Consider the following 15,268-nt stretch of genomic DNA (forward strand, 5'->3'; position numbering starts at 1 on the left):
AGCCGTCCTACGACGTCGGCAGCTGCTTGCCGTAGTCCACCGTTTCCGACGTGGACGGTTCCTCGACGGTGAAGTTCTTGCCCCAGTCCGAGAAGCGGAGCGTTCCCGCGTGGCCGGCGCGGACCAGGCGGAGGGGGTAGGGCGTGCCCTGGAGGGAGACGTCCAGCGTGCCGCCGGAGCCGTCGTCGCCGGTGATGCGGATCGTGCGGGTACCCGCCTGGTCGGCGTGGTGGCCGTCCGTGGCCAGCGTGCCGTGCAGCGTCAGCAGACCGTCGAGGAGGACGTCCTTGTCCGTGAAGCCGCTGAACTTCTTGTACGCGGGGTCGCCCTGCGGCACCTTCACGTACTTGCCGTCCAGCTTGCCGGTCGCGCCGTCGCTGCCGTCGGCGTGGTTCCAGAAGTCCGCGTCGGCCTTCAGATACAGCTCCCGCCCGACCCGCAGCAGCTTGAACGTCGCCCCCTGCGAGGTCACCGACCCGGTGCCGCCGTCGGCCTTGAGCTGCATGTCCAGCTGGTACGTACGGCCGCTGGTGACCACGGTCCCGGACAGCCGTACCGCGGACGCCGCGTCCGCCGCGGCCCGGGTCTTCGCCTGGATCTTCGCGGCGGGCAGCTTGCCCACCCCGTTGGTCCCCGCGTCCGGATCGTCGCCGCCGCACCCCGACAGCACCATCGCTCCCGTCACGGCCAGCGCGCAGCTCGCGGTCACCAGCACGGTCCGGCGGCTACGGCCCTGGGGAATCGCAGTCACAGGTGGGGTCGCCTTTCTGACGGTTCCTGAGCGGCGTACCGCAGGGTACCGGTGCCCTGCCCGCCCGGCGGAGCCAGTCCGTCCGGACCGCCCACCAGGGCGTATCCGAACAGGACGGGCTAGCCTGAAGCGCACCCGAGCGGGCATATCTGAGCAACTCACACGATCCCCACGCAAAGGAAGCACAGTCATGGCAGCCGGCGCCCCCCGGATCTTCGTCTCGCACCTCGCCGGGGTTCCCGTCTTCGATCCGGCCGGCGACCAGGTGGGCCGCGTACGCGATCTGGTCGTCATGCTGCGTGTGGGCCGCAAGCCCCCGCGCGTCCTCGGGCTGGTCGTCGAACTGTCCACCCGGCGTCGTATCTTCCTGCCCATGACCCGGGTCACGGGCATCGAGTCCGGCCAGGTCATCACCACCGGCGTGGTCAACGTCCGGCGCTTCGAGCAGCGGCCCACCGAGCGGCTGGTCTTCGGCGAGCTGCTGGACCGGCGCGTGACGCTGGTGGAGACCGGTGAGGAGGTCACCGTCCTCGACGTGTCCGTGCAGCAGCTGCCCGCCCGCCGGGACTGGGAGGTCGACCGCGTCTTCGTCCGCAAGGGCAGGAAGGGGAGCGCCTTCCGGCGGGCGAAGGGCGAGACGCTGACCGCCGAGTGGTCGGCCGTCACCGGGTTCTCCCTGGAGGAGCACGGCCAGGGCGCCGAGAGCCTGCTCGCCACCTTCGAACAGCTGCGCCCCGCCGACCTCGCCAACGTCCTGCACCACCTCTCCGCGAAGCGGCGGGCGGAGGTGGCCGCCGCCCTGGACGACGACCGGCTCGCCGACGTACTGGAGGAGCTGCCGGAGGACGACCAGATCGAGATCCTCGGCAAGCTGAAGGAGGAGCGCGCGGCGGACGTGCTGGAGGCGATGGACCCGGACGACGCCGCCGACCTGCTCGCCGAACTCCCCGAGGAGGACAAGGAGCGGCTGCTGAGCCTGATGCAGCCCGCCGACGCGGCCGACATGCGCCGTCTGATGTCGTACGAGGAGCACACCGCCGGCGGTCTGATGACGACGGAGCCGATCGTGCTGCGGCCCGACGCCACCGTCGCCGACGCGCTCGCCCGGGTCCGCAACCCGGACCTGTCCCCCGCACTCGCCGCCCAGGTCTACGTCTGCCGCCCGCCCGACGAGACCCCGACCGGCAAGTACCTGGGCACCGTCCACTTCCAGCGGCTGCTGCGCGACCCGCCGTACACGCTGGTCAGCTCGCTCGTGGACGACGACCTCCAGACCCTGGCGCCGGACGCCGCGCTCCCGGTCGTCGCCGGGTTCTTCGCCGCGTACGACATGGTGGCGGCGCCCGTGGTGGACGAGTCCGGGTCGCTGCTCGGCGCGGTGACCGTGGACGACGTACTGGACCACATGCTGCCCGAGGACTGGCGGGAGACGGAGTTCCACCTGGAAGACGGGCTCGACCAAGGAGAGGGGGCGGCCACGCATGGCTCCTGAGCGTGAGACCGCGACCCGCGAGCGTCATCCGGCGGGTGCCACGGCCGCCGGCCGCCCCCGGGCGCTGCGGCTGGACCAGCCGCGCCCGCCGCGCCGCCGGTTCCTGCCGGAGTGGGACCCGGAGGCCTTCGGCCGGCTGTCGGAGAAGATCGCCCGGTTCCTGGGGACGGGACGCTTCATCGTCTGGATGACGGTCGTCATCATCATGTGGGTGCTGTGGAACGTCGCCGCGCCCCGCCACCTGCGCTTCGACGAGTACCCCTTCATCTTCCTCACCCTGATGCTGTCCCTGCAGGCGTCCTACGCGGCCCCGCTGATCCTGCTCGCGCAGAACAGGCAGGACGACCGCGACCGGGTCAACCTGGAGCAGGACCGCAAGCAGAACGAGCGGTCCATCGCCGACACCGAGTACCTGACCCGGGAGGTCGCCGCGCTGCGCACGGGTCTGGGCGAGGTGGCCACCCGCGACTGGATCCGCTCGGAGCTGCAGGACCTGGTCAAGGAGCTGGAGGAGCGCCGCCGCCACGACGGGCACCCCGGGCACGTCGTATTCCCGGCGGAACGGGCAGAACGCCCGCCGGGACGTGACACAGACGACCGCTGAGGGGCATCCCGGACGCCCCTCGGCGCGCCGTACCATCGTCCTTATGGCTACGGAAGACGCGGTGCGCGAGGCACTGGCGACGGTGAACGACCCCGAGATCAACCGCCCGATCACCGAACTCGGGATGGTCAAATCGGTGGAGATCGGCGCGGACGGAGCGGTCGCGGTCACCGTGTACCTGACGGTGTCCGGCTGCCCGATGCGCGACACCATCACCCAGCGCGTCACCGAGGCGGTCTCCCGGGTCGAGGGCGTCACCCGCGTCGACGTCACCCTGGACGTGATGAGCGACGAGCAGCGCAAGGAGCTGGCGGCGGCCCTGCGCGGCGGCCAGGCCGAGCGCGAGGTGCCCTTCGCCAAGCCGGGCAACCTCACCCGGGTCTACGCGGTCGCCTCCGGCAAGGGCGGCGTCGGCAAGTCCTCGGTGACGGTGAACCTGGCGGCGGCGATGGCCGCCGACGGTCTGAAGGTCGGTGTCGTGGACGCCGACATCTACGGCCACAGCGTGCCGCGCATGCTGGGCGCCGACGGCCGGCCCACCCAGGTCGAGAACATGATCATGCCGCCGTCCGCGAACGGCGTGAAGGTCATCTCCATCGGCATGTTCACCCCGGGCAACGCGCCGGTCGTCTGGCGCGGCCCGATGCTGCACCGCGCGCTCCAGCAGTTCCTCGCCGACGTCTACTGGGGCGACCTCGACGTCCTCCTGCTGGACCTCCCGCCCGGCACCGGCGACATCGCGATCTCCGTGGCCCAGCTGGTCCCCAACGCCGAGATCCTGGTCGTGACGACCCCGCAGCAGGCGGCGGCCGAGGTCGCCGAGCGCGCCGGGTCCATCGCGGTCCAGACCCACCAGAAGATCGTCGGCGTGGTCGAGAACATGTCCGGCCTGCCCTGCCCGCACTGCGGCGAGATGGTCGACGTCTTCGGCACGGGCGGCGGTCAGCTGGTCGCCGACGGCCTCACCCGCACCACGGGCACGTCCGTTCCCGTCCTCGGCAACATCCCGATCGACGTCCGCCTCCGCGAGGGCGGCGACGAGGGCAAGCCGGTGGTCCTCACCGACCCGGACTCCCCGGCGGGCTCCGCACTGCGCGCGATCGCCGGCAAGCTGGGCGGACGGCAGCGGGGGCTGTCGGGGCTGTCGCTGGGGATCACGCCGAAGAACAAGTTCTGAGGTCTTTCCGGCGAGGGGCGCCGTCTTCTTCGGAGGACGGCGCCCTTCGCCGTCCTCAGCGGTCGTCGCGTGCGTCCGCGCGCCCCGGGCAGAGATCGAGCGTGGTGCACAGCAGGATCTCCTGACAGGAGGCTCCCGCGGACCGCCCGCCCGGCTCGCGGTCGGTATGCGGCACGAACCGCCACTGCGATGCCTTGAGGTGCCGCGTCCGGTCCGCCTTCTCGACCTGCACGTGCAGCGTGCGGGCCCGGGAGTCGTTCGTCTCCACCAGCACCTCGTCCGCGCCGAGCGGGAAGTGGTCGTGCAGCAGGCACAGACCGAAACGGTCCAGATTCCCGTGCTTGGCCAGTACCGCCACGAGATCCCGGACGAACTCCGCGTCCTGCGGGCCCAGGCCTTCTGCCTCTTCGAAACGGGGAAGTGCGGTTCTCGGAGCGGAAACGTTTATGTCGGCCATAATCCCTCCGTCAAATAGTTGACGGTCATCGGATTCCATTATCAGCCACCGACTTTTTTCCCGCAACTCACCTCCGCGTGTCCGGGAAGCGCCACGCATAAGCGGTATATAAATTCCTCTGAGGGAGGTGTCGGGGCGATGAAGCAGATGCGATGGCGGCGACTTCTGCCGTTGATTATTGCGGCGCTGATGTGGTGCGGGTGTCCCTCGGCGGGGGCTCAGCCACACCCTGGTGATACGTGTTCCGAAAAGCAGCTGAAAAGCAGTGGGATCGAGGCCTCCATCGGATTCGACCCAAAGAGCGACAAATTCGTGAAAGTCTCGTCCGGCATGACGGTCACGGTCCCCCTGGACAAGTGGCGGCCAGCCAGGCAGCTGACCAGCAGCGAGGACTCCGAGGAGTACGTGGAGGCCATGCAGTGTCTGCTGCGGGGGCGGGACACGTCGGCGCACAACGAGTGGCGACTCCATCAGCCGACCGTGACCGCCACGGGCAATGAGGTGAGGGTGTGCTACGAGGCCGTCGGCCTGATCCAGGGGTACGAGACACTCCTGCTCGGACCGTGGAAGCTCGAACGGAAGCGGGACCACGACAGGACGTGGACGGTTTCGCTCAGCCCGCCGTCGACGCTGGGGAAAGCCCACTGGCAGAAAGTCACGGCCGACCTGGGTGGCCTGCATTACGCTGCTCGCTCCGGCGCCCCGAATTCCGACGGGAACAAGCTGGTATGGGCGAAGCGTGATCCGGGTGATGTCGTTATCGACGTCGATCTCCCCAAGCCGAGCATGCGACTCCTGCGCTACGACCGGTCGGCCTGGAGCAAGGCCGGTGTGGCCGCCTGGTGGGTGTGCGCCTCGTTCGTGATCGCACTGGCCGCGCGGCGCGCGGGGCAGGCGTCCCCGCCCTCCGTGTCGGCTGGGCGCGAGGACAGCCCCGCGCAGACGGTGCTGGCGTGGGCCCTGCTGAGCGGAGCGGTCGCTCTGATGCTGCTTCTGCTGCAGTCCCAGCAGCCGGTCTCCCCCTGGCGGCATACCCTCGTCTGCATCGCGGCCGGTCTGGGGCTGACGCTGGTGGCCCGCCCCTGGGCCACTGTCGGGCCACCCCGGCCTGCCCCGGCCGGGGGGACGGGCCAGAACGGTGGAAGCAGCCGGACCGGCATCACCGAGGACACCTGGCACCGTCAGGCCGTCGCAGTGAAGAGCGCGGCCTTCACGGTGGCGGCGATCGGGCTCCTGGTGGTTCTGGTGCCCGGGTTGTTCGACCTGCCGCGGGACCTGCTGCCGAAAGCGGCGCCCAGTGCCGCCGGAAAGGCCGGTTACGTACTCATGGGCCTGGCGACCGTCTGGCTGTGGCTGGCGGCGATGACCGCGTGGGCGTGGCGCTTCGCACGCGAGGGCAATCTGGTCCCTGACTCGTGGACCGCAGGGTGGGACAAGGCGCCGGTCCGGTGGGTCGTGGTCGTCTCCCTGCTGCTCGGGGCGGTGGCCGCGGGTCTGTTCGGCTGCTTCTGGTGGGTGCAGGAGAACCAGTGGAGAAGGACATACTGGCTCATCGCGCAGAACTCCACGACAGAGCACGGAAAATACATCCGTGATTATCTGTCCAAGTTCTCGTTCACCGAACTCACCTGGCTCTTCACCTACAGTTGGGTCCTGACGGGTATCGCGATCTTCGCCCTGCTGAGATTCCGCACCGAGACACAGGAGACGCCCGTCGGCAAACCGGTGAAAGTCGCATTGGGGCCCGAAGGACCCGACGTGCTGCTCACCGCGCTGGTGTTCGCTTTCACGGTGGGCCTGGAGGCCGCGACGTTCGCCGGCAGCAGCGCCCAGTACGGTCTGTGGCTGCTCCTGAACATCGGCTCACTGTTCTTGGTGATCGCCGCAGGACGACGGTGGTCGGTGCTCAGCCGACTGGGCCCCAGCTTCTGCCTCAAGAGGCTGAGGAGCAAGAAGCGGCACGGCGCGCTGATGGCGAAAGTGCATGAGTACCACGGCCTCAGCCACCAGCTGCGGTTGCTCGACCAAGGGCATGGCGGCCCTCTCACACGAGAAGAACTGGAGGCGCGTCAGCACGAGTTGCGCCAGTGGGTGGTGGCCGGATGCGGCAAGACGGTCCCGCCCGAACACATTTCCGTTCTGGACATCGCCGTGGCCTGGGGACCGCAGGAACACTGGTGGGACAACGCGCTGTATGCCGCACGCCTGGCCTTCTGCGCCGGGATTCCGGCCAGCGCAGCCCTGCTCTACCTGGCCCTGCGGGATCCGCTGGACTTCATGCAACTCAGCCACGACCCCACCGCGATGCCGGCGATCGTCGCGCATTTCATCGCCTACCAGACGGCCTGGGCCGCGGCGGGTTTCACCCTGGGCGCGCTGTGGCGTCTGCTCCCCGGTCACCGCAGTCCGGTGCGGGCATGGTGCCTCACCTTCGCCTATGCCGTGCCCGCCTGCCTCGCGATGCTCTTCTACCGGTACACCGGCGCCGACCTTCTGAACCTGTTCCTCTATTCCCTGCTCATGGCCATCATCCTGACGGCCACCAGCATCTGGATGGACACATCGACGTTCAGGGAAGAACGGCAGTACTCGCCCAGCCGCCTGGCGTTGCTGGTGTCCGTCTATCGGCTCCGGGGACTGTCCGGCCACCTCGCCTGGCTGCTCGCGCAACTCGTGGCGGCCGTGGGGCTCTGGCAGCACCTGGCCCACCGCTGACCGGAGACGCGCTTCCGCACATGCCGCCGGCACGTCCAAGCAGGTATGCGTCAGCAATCCGCCGTGTGTCTGTGCATGACACATCCACCCGCTTTGTCTAGATTCGCCAGGGATATGGAGAGGTGTCGGCCTATGGCGATGGCTCGGTGGTGGCGGCTGCTGTCACTCTTGGTGCTGGTGGCATGTGTGTGGGAGGGCGGGACGGCTCACGCACGGGAGCACGACGCCGGTAGTGACTGTGTGTCGGACGGACTCAAGAGCAGTACCGTCTCCGCCACATTGAAGCTGGAGCGGCACAAGCGCTCCGTTCCCCGGCTCACGTCCGAGATGACGGTGCACGTGCCGAGGCAGTGGCCCCTCGCCAAGCAGCTGACCTTCGGCGAGAAGTCCAAGCAGTACCAGATGGCGATGCGGTGCCTGCTGCTCGGGGACGAGGCCCCTGGGTCACGGAACGAGTGGCGCCCCCATGACCCCGTGGTGACCGCAATCGACTCCGGGGTCACCGTGTACTACGTCGCATACAACTGGATCAACCCGGGAAAACCCGTCGTCGTGGGCCCCTGGGAAATCATCCCCACACAAAAGACATGGATGATCTATCTGTGGCCGCGGACGCTTCGGACCATCCGGTGGGAGCGCATCGAGGTCCATTTGGGTGGCCTCGATTTCAGCGACCTCGCGGAACGGGCCTCGGAGTCCACCGAGAACGAGGTGGTGTGGAAGAAGAAGCTGCCCGAAGACGTCCAGGTGGAGGTCGATCCGCCCTGGCAGCGTTGGCAGCTGCCGGTGATGCTCAGTCAGTCGGGCTTGGCCACCGTGGGCGTTGCCTCATGGTGGGTGTGCGCCTCGATCCTGATGGCTGTGGCCGCGATGCGCGCCAAGCGGGCCGAAGCAGCCGCTGTGCGCGAGGCGGCACAGCAACCAGCGGGCGGGGAGGCGACCCGGCAACCGCCGGTGGGGGGCTCGGACACGGACACCAGGCGCGGCCCGAGCTTCACGCGCACGCTGCTGGAGTGGGCCGCGCTCAGCGCGGGAGTCGCCCTGGCACTGCTCCTGTTTCCACAGGAACATCTTTCCCGCCTGACGGGCGCCCTTCTCTACATTCCTGCGGGCTTGGGTCTGATCCTCGCCGCCCGCCCCTGGAGCCCGGGCGCGTCACCGACCGCGCCCGGCGCCGTCCCTGACGAGCCGGCCCCGCCCGCAGACGTCCGACGCCGTCAGGCATTCGCCGTCGTGGCCACCGCGTGTGCGGTCGCGGGCATCGGCCTGCTGGTGATCCCGGCCCACGATGTCTTCGGGCTGCCGTGGAGCCTCGAAATGAAGACAACGACCCGCTTGGGCCGCACCGGGCTCGTCCTGCTGGGCTTGGTGACCGTGTGGTTGTGGTTGGCCGCGATGATCGCCTGGGCCTGGCGCTTCGCACGCGAAGGAGGATTGCTCCGCGAGCGCTGGACCAGACCGTGGGACGAGGCCCCCGCTCGCTGTGTGGCCTTCGTCGGATGCCTGCTGTTCAACGTCGCCGTGGCATTGCTCGCATGCGCCTGGTGGGTGAGCAAACGACGGTGGACACGCGTCAACTGGCTCGTCGAAGAACGTGACCCTTCCCAGTACAACGCAAACCTGAACAATCTGTTGGAGAACTTCTCCTACACCGACCTGAGATGGACTTTCGCCTACAGTTGGGTACTGACAGGAGTGGCCCTACTGGCCCTGCTGCGTTTTCGCAACAGACCACCCCGGGCACATGACCGCCCCAGGTACGAGCGATTCCCCCTGGGACCGAGCAAGCCGGACATCCTGCTGACCGTCTCTTTGTTCGCCTTCTTCGTCGGAGTCCGGGCCGCGAAATTCGCGGGCGCCAGCGGACTGTCCGCCATCTGGCTGGGACTGAACATTCTCGCACTGTACGTCGCTCTTGCCCTGGGACGCCGGTGGTCCGTGTTGAGTCGGATGGGTGAGCGTTTCTGCACAGTGAGGCTGGGCACTGAGCAGCACCGAAGCGAGTTACTGGAGAAAGCCCACCAATACCGTAATGCGAACCATCAGATGCACTTGTTGGATCGCGGTCGTGCCGACGGGGTGACCTGCGAGCAGTTGGAAGAAAAGCTGCACCAACTGCATCAGTGGCTGGCCACCGCACATGAAGATGGCGACCCGCCGGAGCATATTTCGGTGCTGGACATCGCCTTGGCCTGGGGACCGGAGGGACGTTGGTGGTCCAATGCTGTTCGCGCAGGGCGTCTCTCATTCTGGTTCGGCACACCGGCCACCGGGCTACTTCTCTACTACCAGGCGCAGGATCCCTATGGGCGGCAGCAAGTCCTGGACACCCCCGTCGGTCTTCCGGAGTTCGCCGCGAACCTGATCCTTTATCAGATGGCGTGGACGTTCGCAGGCTTCACGCTCGGGGCGCTGTGGCGCCTGCTGCCCGGACGCCGGAGCCAGGTGCGGGCCTGGATCCTCACCGCCGCCTACGGCCTCCCCATGGTGCTGGCTGCCGCGCTCGTCAAGGTCATGGACACCGATCCTCGCCCGCTCCTGCTGTACGCCGCGCTCCTGCTCGTCGTCCTGACGCTCACCAGCATCTGGATGGACATGGCGACCTTCCGTGAGGAACGGCAGTACTGGCCCAGCCGTTTCGCCCTACTGCTGTCCGTCTACCAAATGCGCGGCTTGTCCGGCCAGGTCACCTGGATCGTGGCCCAGGTGGGCGCCGTCGTGACGATCTTCGTCAACCTGACAAAACATTGAGCGGACGGCCGACAGGGCCCGGGAGGCATCGCCCCCGGGCCTGGCAGGTCAGGCGTAGTCGGCGATGTCCTTGATCGCCGCGAAGCCCAGCCCGTACGCGCTCATCCCCCGCCCGTACGCGCCCAGGTGCACCCCCGCCTCCGTCGTGCCGGCCAGCACCCAGCCGTACTCGGACTCCCGGTAGTGGAACGAGGCGGCGACCCCGTCCACCGGGAGGGAGAGTCTGGACCACTCGGGGCCGTCGAGATCGTCGGCGAGGGCCCAGGCCGTCTCGGTCTGCTGTTCCAGCCAGTCGTCGCGCAGGCTGTGGTCCATCTGGCCGGGCCAGGTGAACGACAGCAGCCCGACCCCGGCCAGCCATGCCGCCGAGGACACCGAGGTCGCCTCCAGCAGTCCGGTGCCGTCGGGGCTGCGCCGGGACGGCTGTGCGGCGACGGTCACCACGACCGCGAACTTCTCCCGCGGCTCACCGGCGGAGCCGGTCTCGCCCCGCACCGAGGGTTCGTCACCGTGCCCGATCGACCCGTGCTCGACGGCGCCGTCGGCCGCTGTGCCGACCTGCATCAGCCAGCGCGGCCCCGTGAACGCCTCGTCGAGCCCGTACCACGGGAAGGGCGCCCGCAGGTAACCGTCGACCGTACGCCGGGCGGAGGGGAGTTGCTGTCCGCCCTCCGCGGCCGGCGCCTGCGCGCCCACCCGACTCGTCGTCTCCATCTGCCCGGACGCCTCCTCGCTCTCGTCGGACCGGGGTGGCCCGCCCCCCTTCGGGCGTACGCGTCCGGTCCGCACAACAACTCGGCAGCATATCCACACCGCTGAGAGCAGCAGGGCAGGCGCTGGATGCGTGGGTCGCGCGAACGGCCTGTTCAGGCCGTGCGCGACGGGTGCGGGTTATGAAACGCGTCACGTGCGCGGCGTACGCCCGGGTGCGCGTGTCGGCGGGGAGGAGCGCCCGCCGGGAGCGCTCAGGTGGCGTCCGCGTCGAAGGGCGGGCGGTCGTCGTCGGGCGTCTCGGGCTTCTTGGTCATGTCGACGCGCCCGCCGGAGGAGGACGGGGAGGAGGGCGAGGACGAGGAGGACGCGCCGCTGTCGCGGCCGTGGACCGCGTCCGTGACCTCGGCCATCTCCTTCTTCAGGTCGAATCCGTTGCGGATCTCCTTCAGCCCCAGTTCGTCGTTCTCCAGCTGCTTGCGGATGAACGTCTTGGGGTTGAGGTCCTCGAACTCGAAGTCCTTGAACTCGGGACCCAGTTCGCTACGGATGTCCTGCTTCGCACTCTCCGAGAACTCGCGGATCTTCCGGATCGTGCGCATCACGTCCTGGATGACCTTGGGGAGCTTGTCCGGACCGAAGACGAGCACGGCGAGCACGATGATGGTCACCAGCTCCAGTGGTCCTATGTCATTGAACACCTGACGCTCCTTGCGATGTCCTCGGTCGCTCAACGGTACCCGGCGTTCCTGTCCGACCGGTACCGTCCCGAGGTGAGACTTGTGTCAGTTCCGCCCCGAGGCGCCCAGCACGAGTGACACCTCCCGCTCGGCTCCGTCGCGTTCGACCGTCAGCCGCAGCCGGTCGCCGGGCCGGTGGGCGCGGATCTTGACGATCAGCTCCTCGCCGTTGTGGACGCGCTCCCCTCCGACCTCCGTGATGACGTCGCCCGCCTTGAGGCCGGCCCGCTCGCCGGGGCCGCCCCTGAGGACGGCGGGGCCGCCGCCCGCGCTCTTGCTGTCGATGCGGGCGCCGTCGCCGCTGTAGCCCATGTCGAGGGTGACGCCGATCACCGGGTGCGTGGCACGGCCGTCGTTGATCAGCTCCTCGGCGACGCGTTTGGCCTGGTTGACGGGTATGGCGAAGCCGAGGCCGATCGAGCCGGCCTGGCCGCCGTCGGAGTCGGAGCCGCTGCCGGCGGAGCGGATGGCGGAGTTGATGCCGATGACCTGGGCCCGGGAGTCGAGCAGCGGACCGCCGGAGTTGCCCGGGTTGATGGGGGCGTCGGTCTGGAGCGCGTCGACGTACGACACGTCGCTGCCGTCGCTGCTCTCCCCGCCGGCCGTGATGGGCCGTTCCTTGGCGCTGATGATGCCGGAGGTCACCGTGTTGGCGAGGTCGAAGGGGGCGCCGATGGCCACGACCGGGTCGCCGACCTTGACGTCGTCGGAGTTGCCGAGCGGCAGCGGGGCGAGTCCGTGGACGCCGTGCACCTGGACCACCGCGAGGTCGTAGCCGCTGTCCCGGCCGACGACCTTCGCCTTGACGGTGTCACCGCTGCTGAAGGTCACGGATATCTCGCCGCCCGACCCGGCGGGCTCGACCACGTGGTTGTTGGTGAGGATGTGCCCCTCGGTGTCGAGCACGAAGCCGGTGCCGGTACCCGCCGCGTCGGCCCCTCTGACGTGCAGCGTGACCACGCTGGGCAGGGCGCGGGCGGCGATCCCGGCCACGCTGTCCGGCGCCCGCCCGGCCGGCACGCTCCCGGCCTGCGGAAGCCGTACGTCGTCGCCGAGGCCCTCACGCTGCACGTAGGCGCCGACGGCTCCGCCGATGCCCGCGGAGACGACGGCGACGACCAGGGTCCACGCGAGCAGGATCCGCCGAGCGCTCCTACGGCGCTTCTGCTCCGTCGGCACCCCCGCACCGGTCTGCTGCAGCGGCCCCCGGGCCAGCGCCTGCTCCGTGGCGGAACCGGCGGCCCAGGGGTCGTAACGGCCCCAGGGGCCGGCGGCCGGCGGCACGGAGTCGGCGGCCGGGGCGCCCGGCGCGGACACCGTGGGCGCCGGTGCCAGTACCGCTGCCGGTGCCGGTGCCGGGGTAGGCCCGGGAACGTGGGGCGCGGGCGCCGGTGCGGGAGCCATGGGCGCGGGCACGGATGCCGTGAGCACGGGTGCCGGCGGGCCCGCGGGCGCGGGTACGGCCGTGCCGTGTGCCGGGGTGGCCGCCGGGTGCTGGACCGGGGGTGCGGGGGCCCAGGGGCCGGGTTCGCCGTACGGCGGGGTGCTGTACGGGTCGGGGTCGTGCAGCGGCTTGGGCCGCTCGGCGGGGGCCGCCGCCCAGGCGGTCTCCCCGGCCGCCGCGGTGCCGTCCGCGCTGGCATCCGCGGTGTCGTCCGCATCGGCGCCGGCCGATGCGACCGGCGCCGGCTTGGCCAGCTCGAAGTCGCCGTCCGGTCCGGCTGTCTCCGCTACGGCACCCTCGGCGCCCACGGTCCGGCCGGCCGGTGTCTCCCCCGCCGCTCCCTCCGGTCCGTCCACCGGCGGGACACGGTTCCCCTCGTTCATGCTCTCCCCACGGCTGGGCCGCGACCGCGCGCTGCCGCGGCCATGGCACATCGACTGCCGCCCCGGGTCGTCGCCGCGGGCACGGCCTCACAGGATTCAACCAGGTTCGCGGGCCGTGGCGCAGTGGCCGGTCAGGGCGACTGCCGGGGCGCGGCGGGTGCGGCCGGCGAGGCGGAGGGAGCGGGGGTGGCGTCGGGGGTGGTGTCGGGGACGGGGGCGGACAGCAGGCCGGAGCCGGTGACTCCGGGGGTGGTGGACCAGTCGGTGAGCGGGAGGGTCACGGCCTCGTCGAGCCGGCGTATCAGCGGGGAGACGGCCGCCGCACCGGCCAGCACCGGCGCGGTCAGGCCACGCACCGCATCGGTGCGGCCCTGCCCGGCGGCCGGGTCCGGCACCCCGGGCACCAGCGGCGCGGACAGCGCCGTCGGCGCCACCGGTGCCGGGCCGGCGAGCATGTCGCCCTGCGCCAGCAGCGGTCCCACCGGACGGCGGCGCTGGCTGTCCGGCGTGGCCGCGCCCCCGCCCGAGCCGGTGCCCGCCGAGCGGCCCGGGGTCACATTGCTGCCCGTGCCGGAGCCGCCACGGGCCTCGCTGGTCAGGTCGCCGGGGATGGCGGTGGTCACGCCGCCGAGGGCGACCGCGGCCAGCGACACCGCACCGGCGGCGGCGAACGCGAAGCGCAGCCCGCGTGAGCCGGAGCGGCCGTCGTCCGGGCGGCCGACGGGATGGATGCGGAAGCCGCGGTCCTCCGGGGCCGCCGGACGGTCCGCGCCGGCCGGGAGGAAGCCGTGCGCACGGGCGGCGGCGTATCCGAACGGGAGACGCTCGGCGCGCCTCACCCCGAAAGCTCCGGAGGGTCCGGAGGCTGCGGCGGGTCCGGCGGATCCGGTGCCGTGGCCGCCGCCGAGGAGTCCGCCCCCGGGCGACGGCGTGCCGCCGCCGTCCAGGTCACCTCCCCCGGGGAGGCCCTGGAGGCGGGCCAGGAAGCTCGCCGAGGGCGGCGGCGGGGCCGCCTCCGCGAAGACGTTCTTCAGCGCGCGCTGGGCGTCCGCCTCCGCCTTGCACCGGGCGCAGGTCGCCAGGTGCGCGAGGACACGCTCACGCGTCTCATGACCCAGCTCTCCGTCCACCAGGGCGGAGAGCCGGTCTCCCAGGTGCTGCTCTGCGAGGTGTGCCACCTCGACAGGTTTCGGCCGAGATCCACTCACGCGGTCGCGCCCCCTCCTCCCAGAGCGGGGACCCGGGCCAGGAAGGAGCGCCGCTCGGCCGCACGGGCCTCCGGGGAGCGGTGCGCGAGCGCCTTGCGGAGCTGGGACCGGCCGCGGTGGATGCGGGAGCGGACGGTGCCGAGCTTCACGCCGAGGGTCGCGGCGATCTCCTCGTACGACAGTCCTTCGATGTCGCACAGGACGACGGCGGCGCGGAACTCGGGTGCGAGGGTGTCGAGGGCCTGCTGGACGTCGGCGTCGAAGTGGGCGTCGTTGAACAGCTGCTGCGGGGTGGGCTCGCGGCTGGGCAGGCGCTCGGCCGCGTCCTCGCCGAGGGCGTCGAAGCGGATGCGCTGCTTGCGCCGGACCATGTCCAGGAAGAGGTTCGTGGTGATGCGGTGCAGCCAGCCCTCGAAGGTGCCCGGCGAGTACGTCGACAGGGAGCGGAAGACGCGGACGAAGACCTCCTGGGTGAGGTCCTCGGCGTCGTGCTGGTTGCCCGTCAGACGGTAGGCGAGCCGGTAGACACGGCCGCTGTGCGTGCTGACGATCTCGTCCCACGTGGGCGGAGTCCACGCCTGCCCGTCCGCGTCGGTGGCGAAGGTCGCGGTCTGGGTCTCGCCTGCGGCGAGACCGGCGGCGTGGCGGTCAGCAGCGGTGTCGGTCACGGATTTCGGCCTGCCCGCCGACCCGAGGAAGCGCCGCAGCACTCCGCCCCGATCCCCGGGCGCAGCCGCACCTCCCCTGTCGGCTCTGGTGGTGTCCAGTGGAGCCCCTACCATAGCCACCTCGCCCGTTAGCTCCGGATAAGCGGTTTTACGAGAATTTGATACAC

12 protein-coding genes are annotated in these 15,268 nt (G+C 70.4%); 5 read left to right on the top strand and 7 right to left on the bottom strand.

Going from position 1 to position 15,268, the window contains the following annotated elements; genetic code table 11:
- Positions 1–7 precede the first annotated feature (7 nt).
- Positions 8–751: a hypothetical protein gene (locus ACZ4U1_RS27990; protein ID WP_467906917.1), complete on the bottom strand. Its 744-nt coding sequence runs from the start codon at positions 749–751 to the stop codon at positions 8–10.
- Positions 752–941: 190 nt separating this feature from the next.
- Here ACZ4U1_RS27990 and ACZ4U1_RS27995 point away from each other — a divergent pair, with 190 nt between their 5' ends.
- The 3 genes from ACZ4U1_RS27995 to ACZ4U1_RS28005 are packed head-to-tail and all read left to right on the top strand — an operon-like array spanning position 942 to position 4,024.
- Positions 942–2,243 (top strand): magnesium transporter MgtE N-terminal domain-containing protein, encoded by a 1,302-nt coding sequence (locus ACZ4U1_RS27995; protein ID WP_467906918.1) that lies wholly within the window; start codon positions 942–944, stop codon positions 2,241–2,243.
- Complete coding sequence (locus ACZ4U1_RS28000; RefSeq protein ID WP_467906919.1) at positions 2,233–2,847, top strand: DUF1003 domain-containing protein; 615 nt, start codon at positions 2,233–2,235, stop codon at positions 2,845–2,847. The genes ACZ4U1_RS27995 and ACZ4U1_RS28000 overlap by 11 nt, the downstream gene beginning before the upstream one ends.
- Before the next feature lie 43 nt (positions 2,848–2,890).
- Positions 2,891–4,024, top strand: a complete 1,134-nt coding sequence (locus tag ACZ4U1_RS28005; protein ID WP_401392602.1) for an Mrp/NBP35 family ATP-binding protein — start codon at positions 2,891–2,893, stop codon at positions 4,022–4,024.
- A gap of 55 nt (positions 4,025–4,079) precedes the next feature.
- Here ACZ4U1_RS28005 and ACZ4U1_RS28010 read toward each other — a convergent pair whose 3' ends face one another.
- Positions 4,080–4,481: a hypothetical protein gene (locus tag ACZ4U1_RS28010; RefSeq protein ID WP_467906920.1), complete on the bottom strand. Its 402-nt coding sequence runs from the start codon at positions 4,479–4,481 to the stop codon at positions 4,080–4,082.
- Between the two features lie 138 nt (positions 4,482–4,619).
- On the opposite strand from ACZ4U1_RS28010, the gene ACZ4U1_RS28015 reads away from it, so the two are divergent.
- Positions 4,620–7,196: a DUF6185 family protein gene (locus tag ACZ4U1_RS28015; RefSeq protein WP_467906921.1), complete on the top strand. Its 2,577-nt coding sequence runs from the start codon at positions 4,620–4,622 to the stop codon at positions 7,194–7,196.
- 240 nt (positions 7,197–7,436) lie between these two features.
- Positions 7,437–9,947 (top strand): DUF6185 family protein, encoded by a 2,511-nt coding sequence (locus ACZ4U1_RS28020; RefSeq protein WP_467906922.1) that lies wholly within the window; start codon positions 7,437–7,439, stop codon positions 9,945–9,947.
- A 48-nt stretch (positions 9,948–9,995) separates the two neighbouring features.
- On the opposite strand, the gene ACZ4U1_RS28025 is transcribed toward ACZ4U1_RS28020, so the two are convergent.
- The 5 genes from ACZ4U1_RS28025 to sigE form a co-directional block, all read right to left on the bottom strand.
- Entirely contained in the window at positions 9,996–10,661 is a 666-nt protein-coding gene (locus ACZ4U1_RS28025) for a hypothetical protein (RefSeq protein WP_467906923.1), read from the bottom strand.
- A gap of 251 nt (positions 10,662–10,912) precedes the next feature.
- Positions 10,913–11,359, bottom strand: coding sequence for a sec-independent translocase (locus tag ACZ4U1_RS28030; RefSeq protein WP_467906924.1), 447 nt, complete (start codon positions 11,357–11,359; stop codon positions 10,913–10,915).
- An 84-nt stretch (positions 11,360–11,443) separates the two neighbouring features.
- On the bottom strand, positions 11,444–13,225 hold the full coding sequence (locus ACZ4U1_RS28035; RefSeq protein WP_467906925.1) for a S1C family serine protease: 1,782 nt from the start codon (positions 13,223–13,225) through the stop codon (positions 11,444–11,446).
- Between the two features lie 131 nt (positions 13,226–13,356).
- Positions 13,357–14,433: a zf-HC2 domain-containing protein gene (locus ACZ4U1_RS28040; RefSeq protein WP_467906926.1), complete on the bottom strand. Its 1,077-nt coding sequence runs from the start codon at positions 14,431–14,433 to the stop codon at positions 13,357–13,359.
- Positions 14,430–15,143, bottom strand: coding sequence for an RNA polymerase sigma factor SigE (sigE, locus tag ACZ4U1_RS28045; protein WP_467906927.1), 714 nt, complete (start codon positions 15,141–15,143; stop codon positions 14,430–14,432). The genes ACZ4U1_RS28040 and sigE overlap by 4 nt, the downstream gene beginning before the upstream one ends.
- Between the last annotated feature and the right edge of the window lie 125 nt (positions 15,144–15,268).

Source organism: Streptomyces sp. NPDC028928 (genome assembly GCF_055564915.1).

What these genes read in the sequence shown, in the direction of transcription:
- ACZ4U1_RS28010 (WP_467906920.1), bottom strand. Translation starts at nt 4,481, where the DNA reads ATGGCCGACATAAACGTTTCCGCTCCGAGAACCGCACTTCCCCGTTTC.
- ACZ4U1_RS28005 (WP_401392602.1), top strand. Translation starts at nt 2,891, where the DNA reads ATGGCTACGGAAGACGCGGTGCGCGAGGCACTGGCGACGGTGAACGAC.
- ACZ4U1_RS28015 (WP_467906921.1), top strand. Translation starts at nt 4,620, where the DNA reads ATGAAGCAGATGCGATGGCGGCGACTTCTGCCGTTGATTATTGCGGCG.
- ACZ4U1_RS28025 (WP_467906923.1), bottom strand. Translation starts at nt 10,661, where the DNA reads ATGGAGACGACGAGTCGGGTGGGCGCGCAGGCGCCGGCCGCGGAGGGC.
- ACZ4U1_RS28035 (WP_467906925.1), bottom strand. Translation starts at nt 13,225, where the DNA reads ATGAACGAGGGGAACCGTGTCCCGCCGGTGGACGGACCGGAGGGAGCG.
- ACZ4U1_RS28000 (WP_467906919.1), top strand. Translation starts at nt 2,233, where the DNA reads ATGGCTCCTGAGCGTGAGACCGCGACCCGCGAGCGTCATCCGGCGGGT.
- ACZ4U1_RS27995 (WP_467906918.1), top strand. Translation starts at nt 942, where the DNA reads ATGGCAGCCGGCGCCCCCCGGATCTTCGTCTCGCACCTCGCCGGGGTT.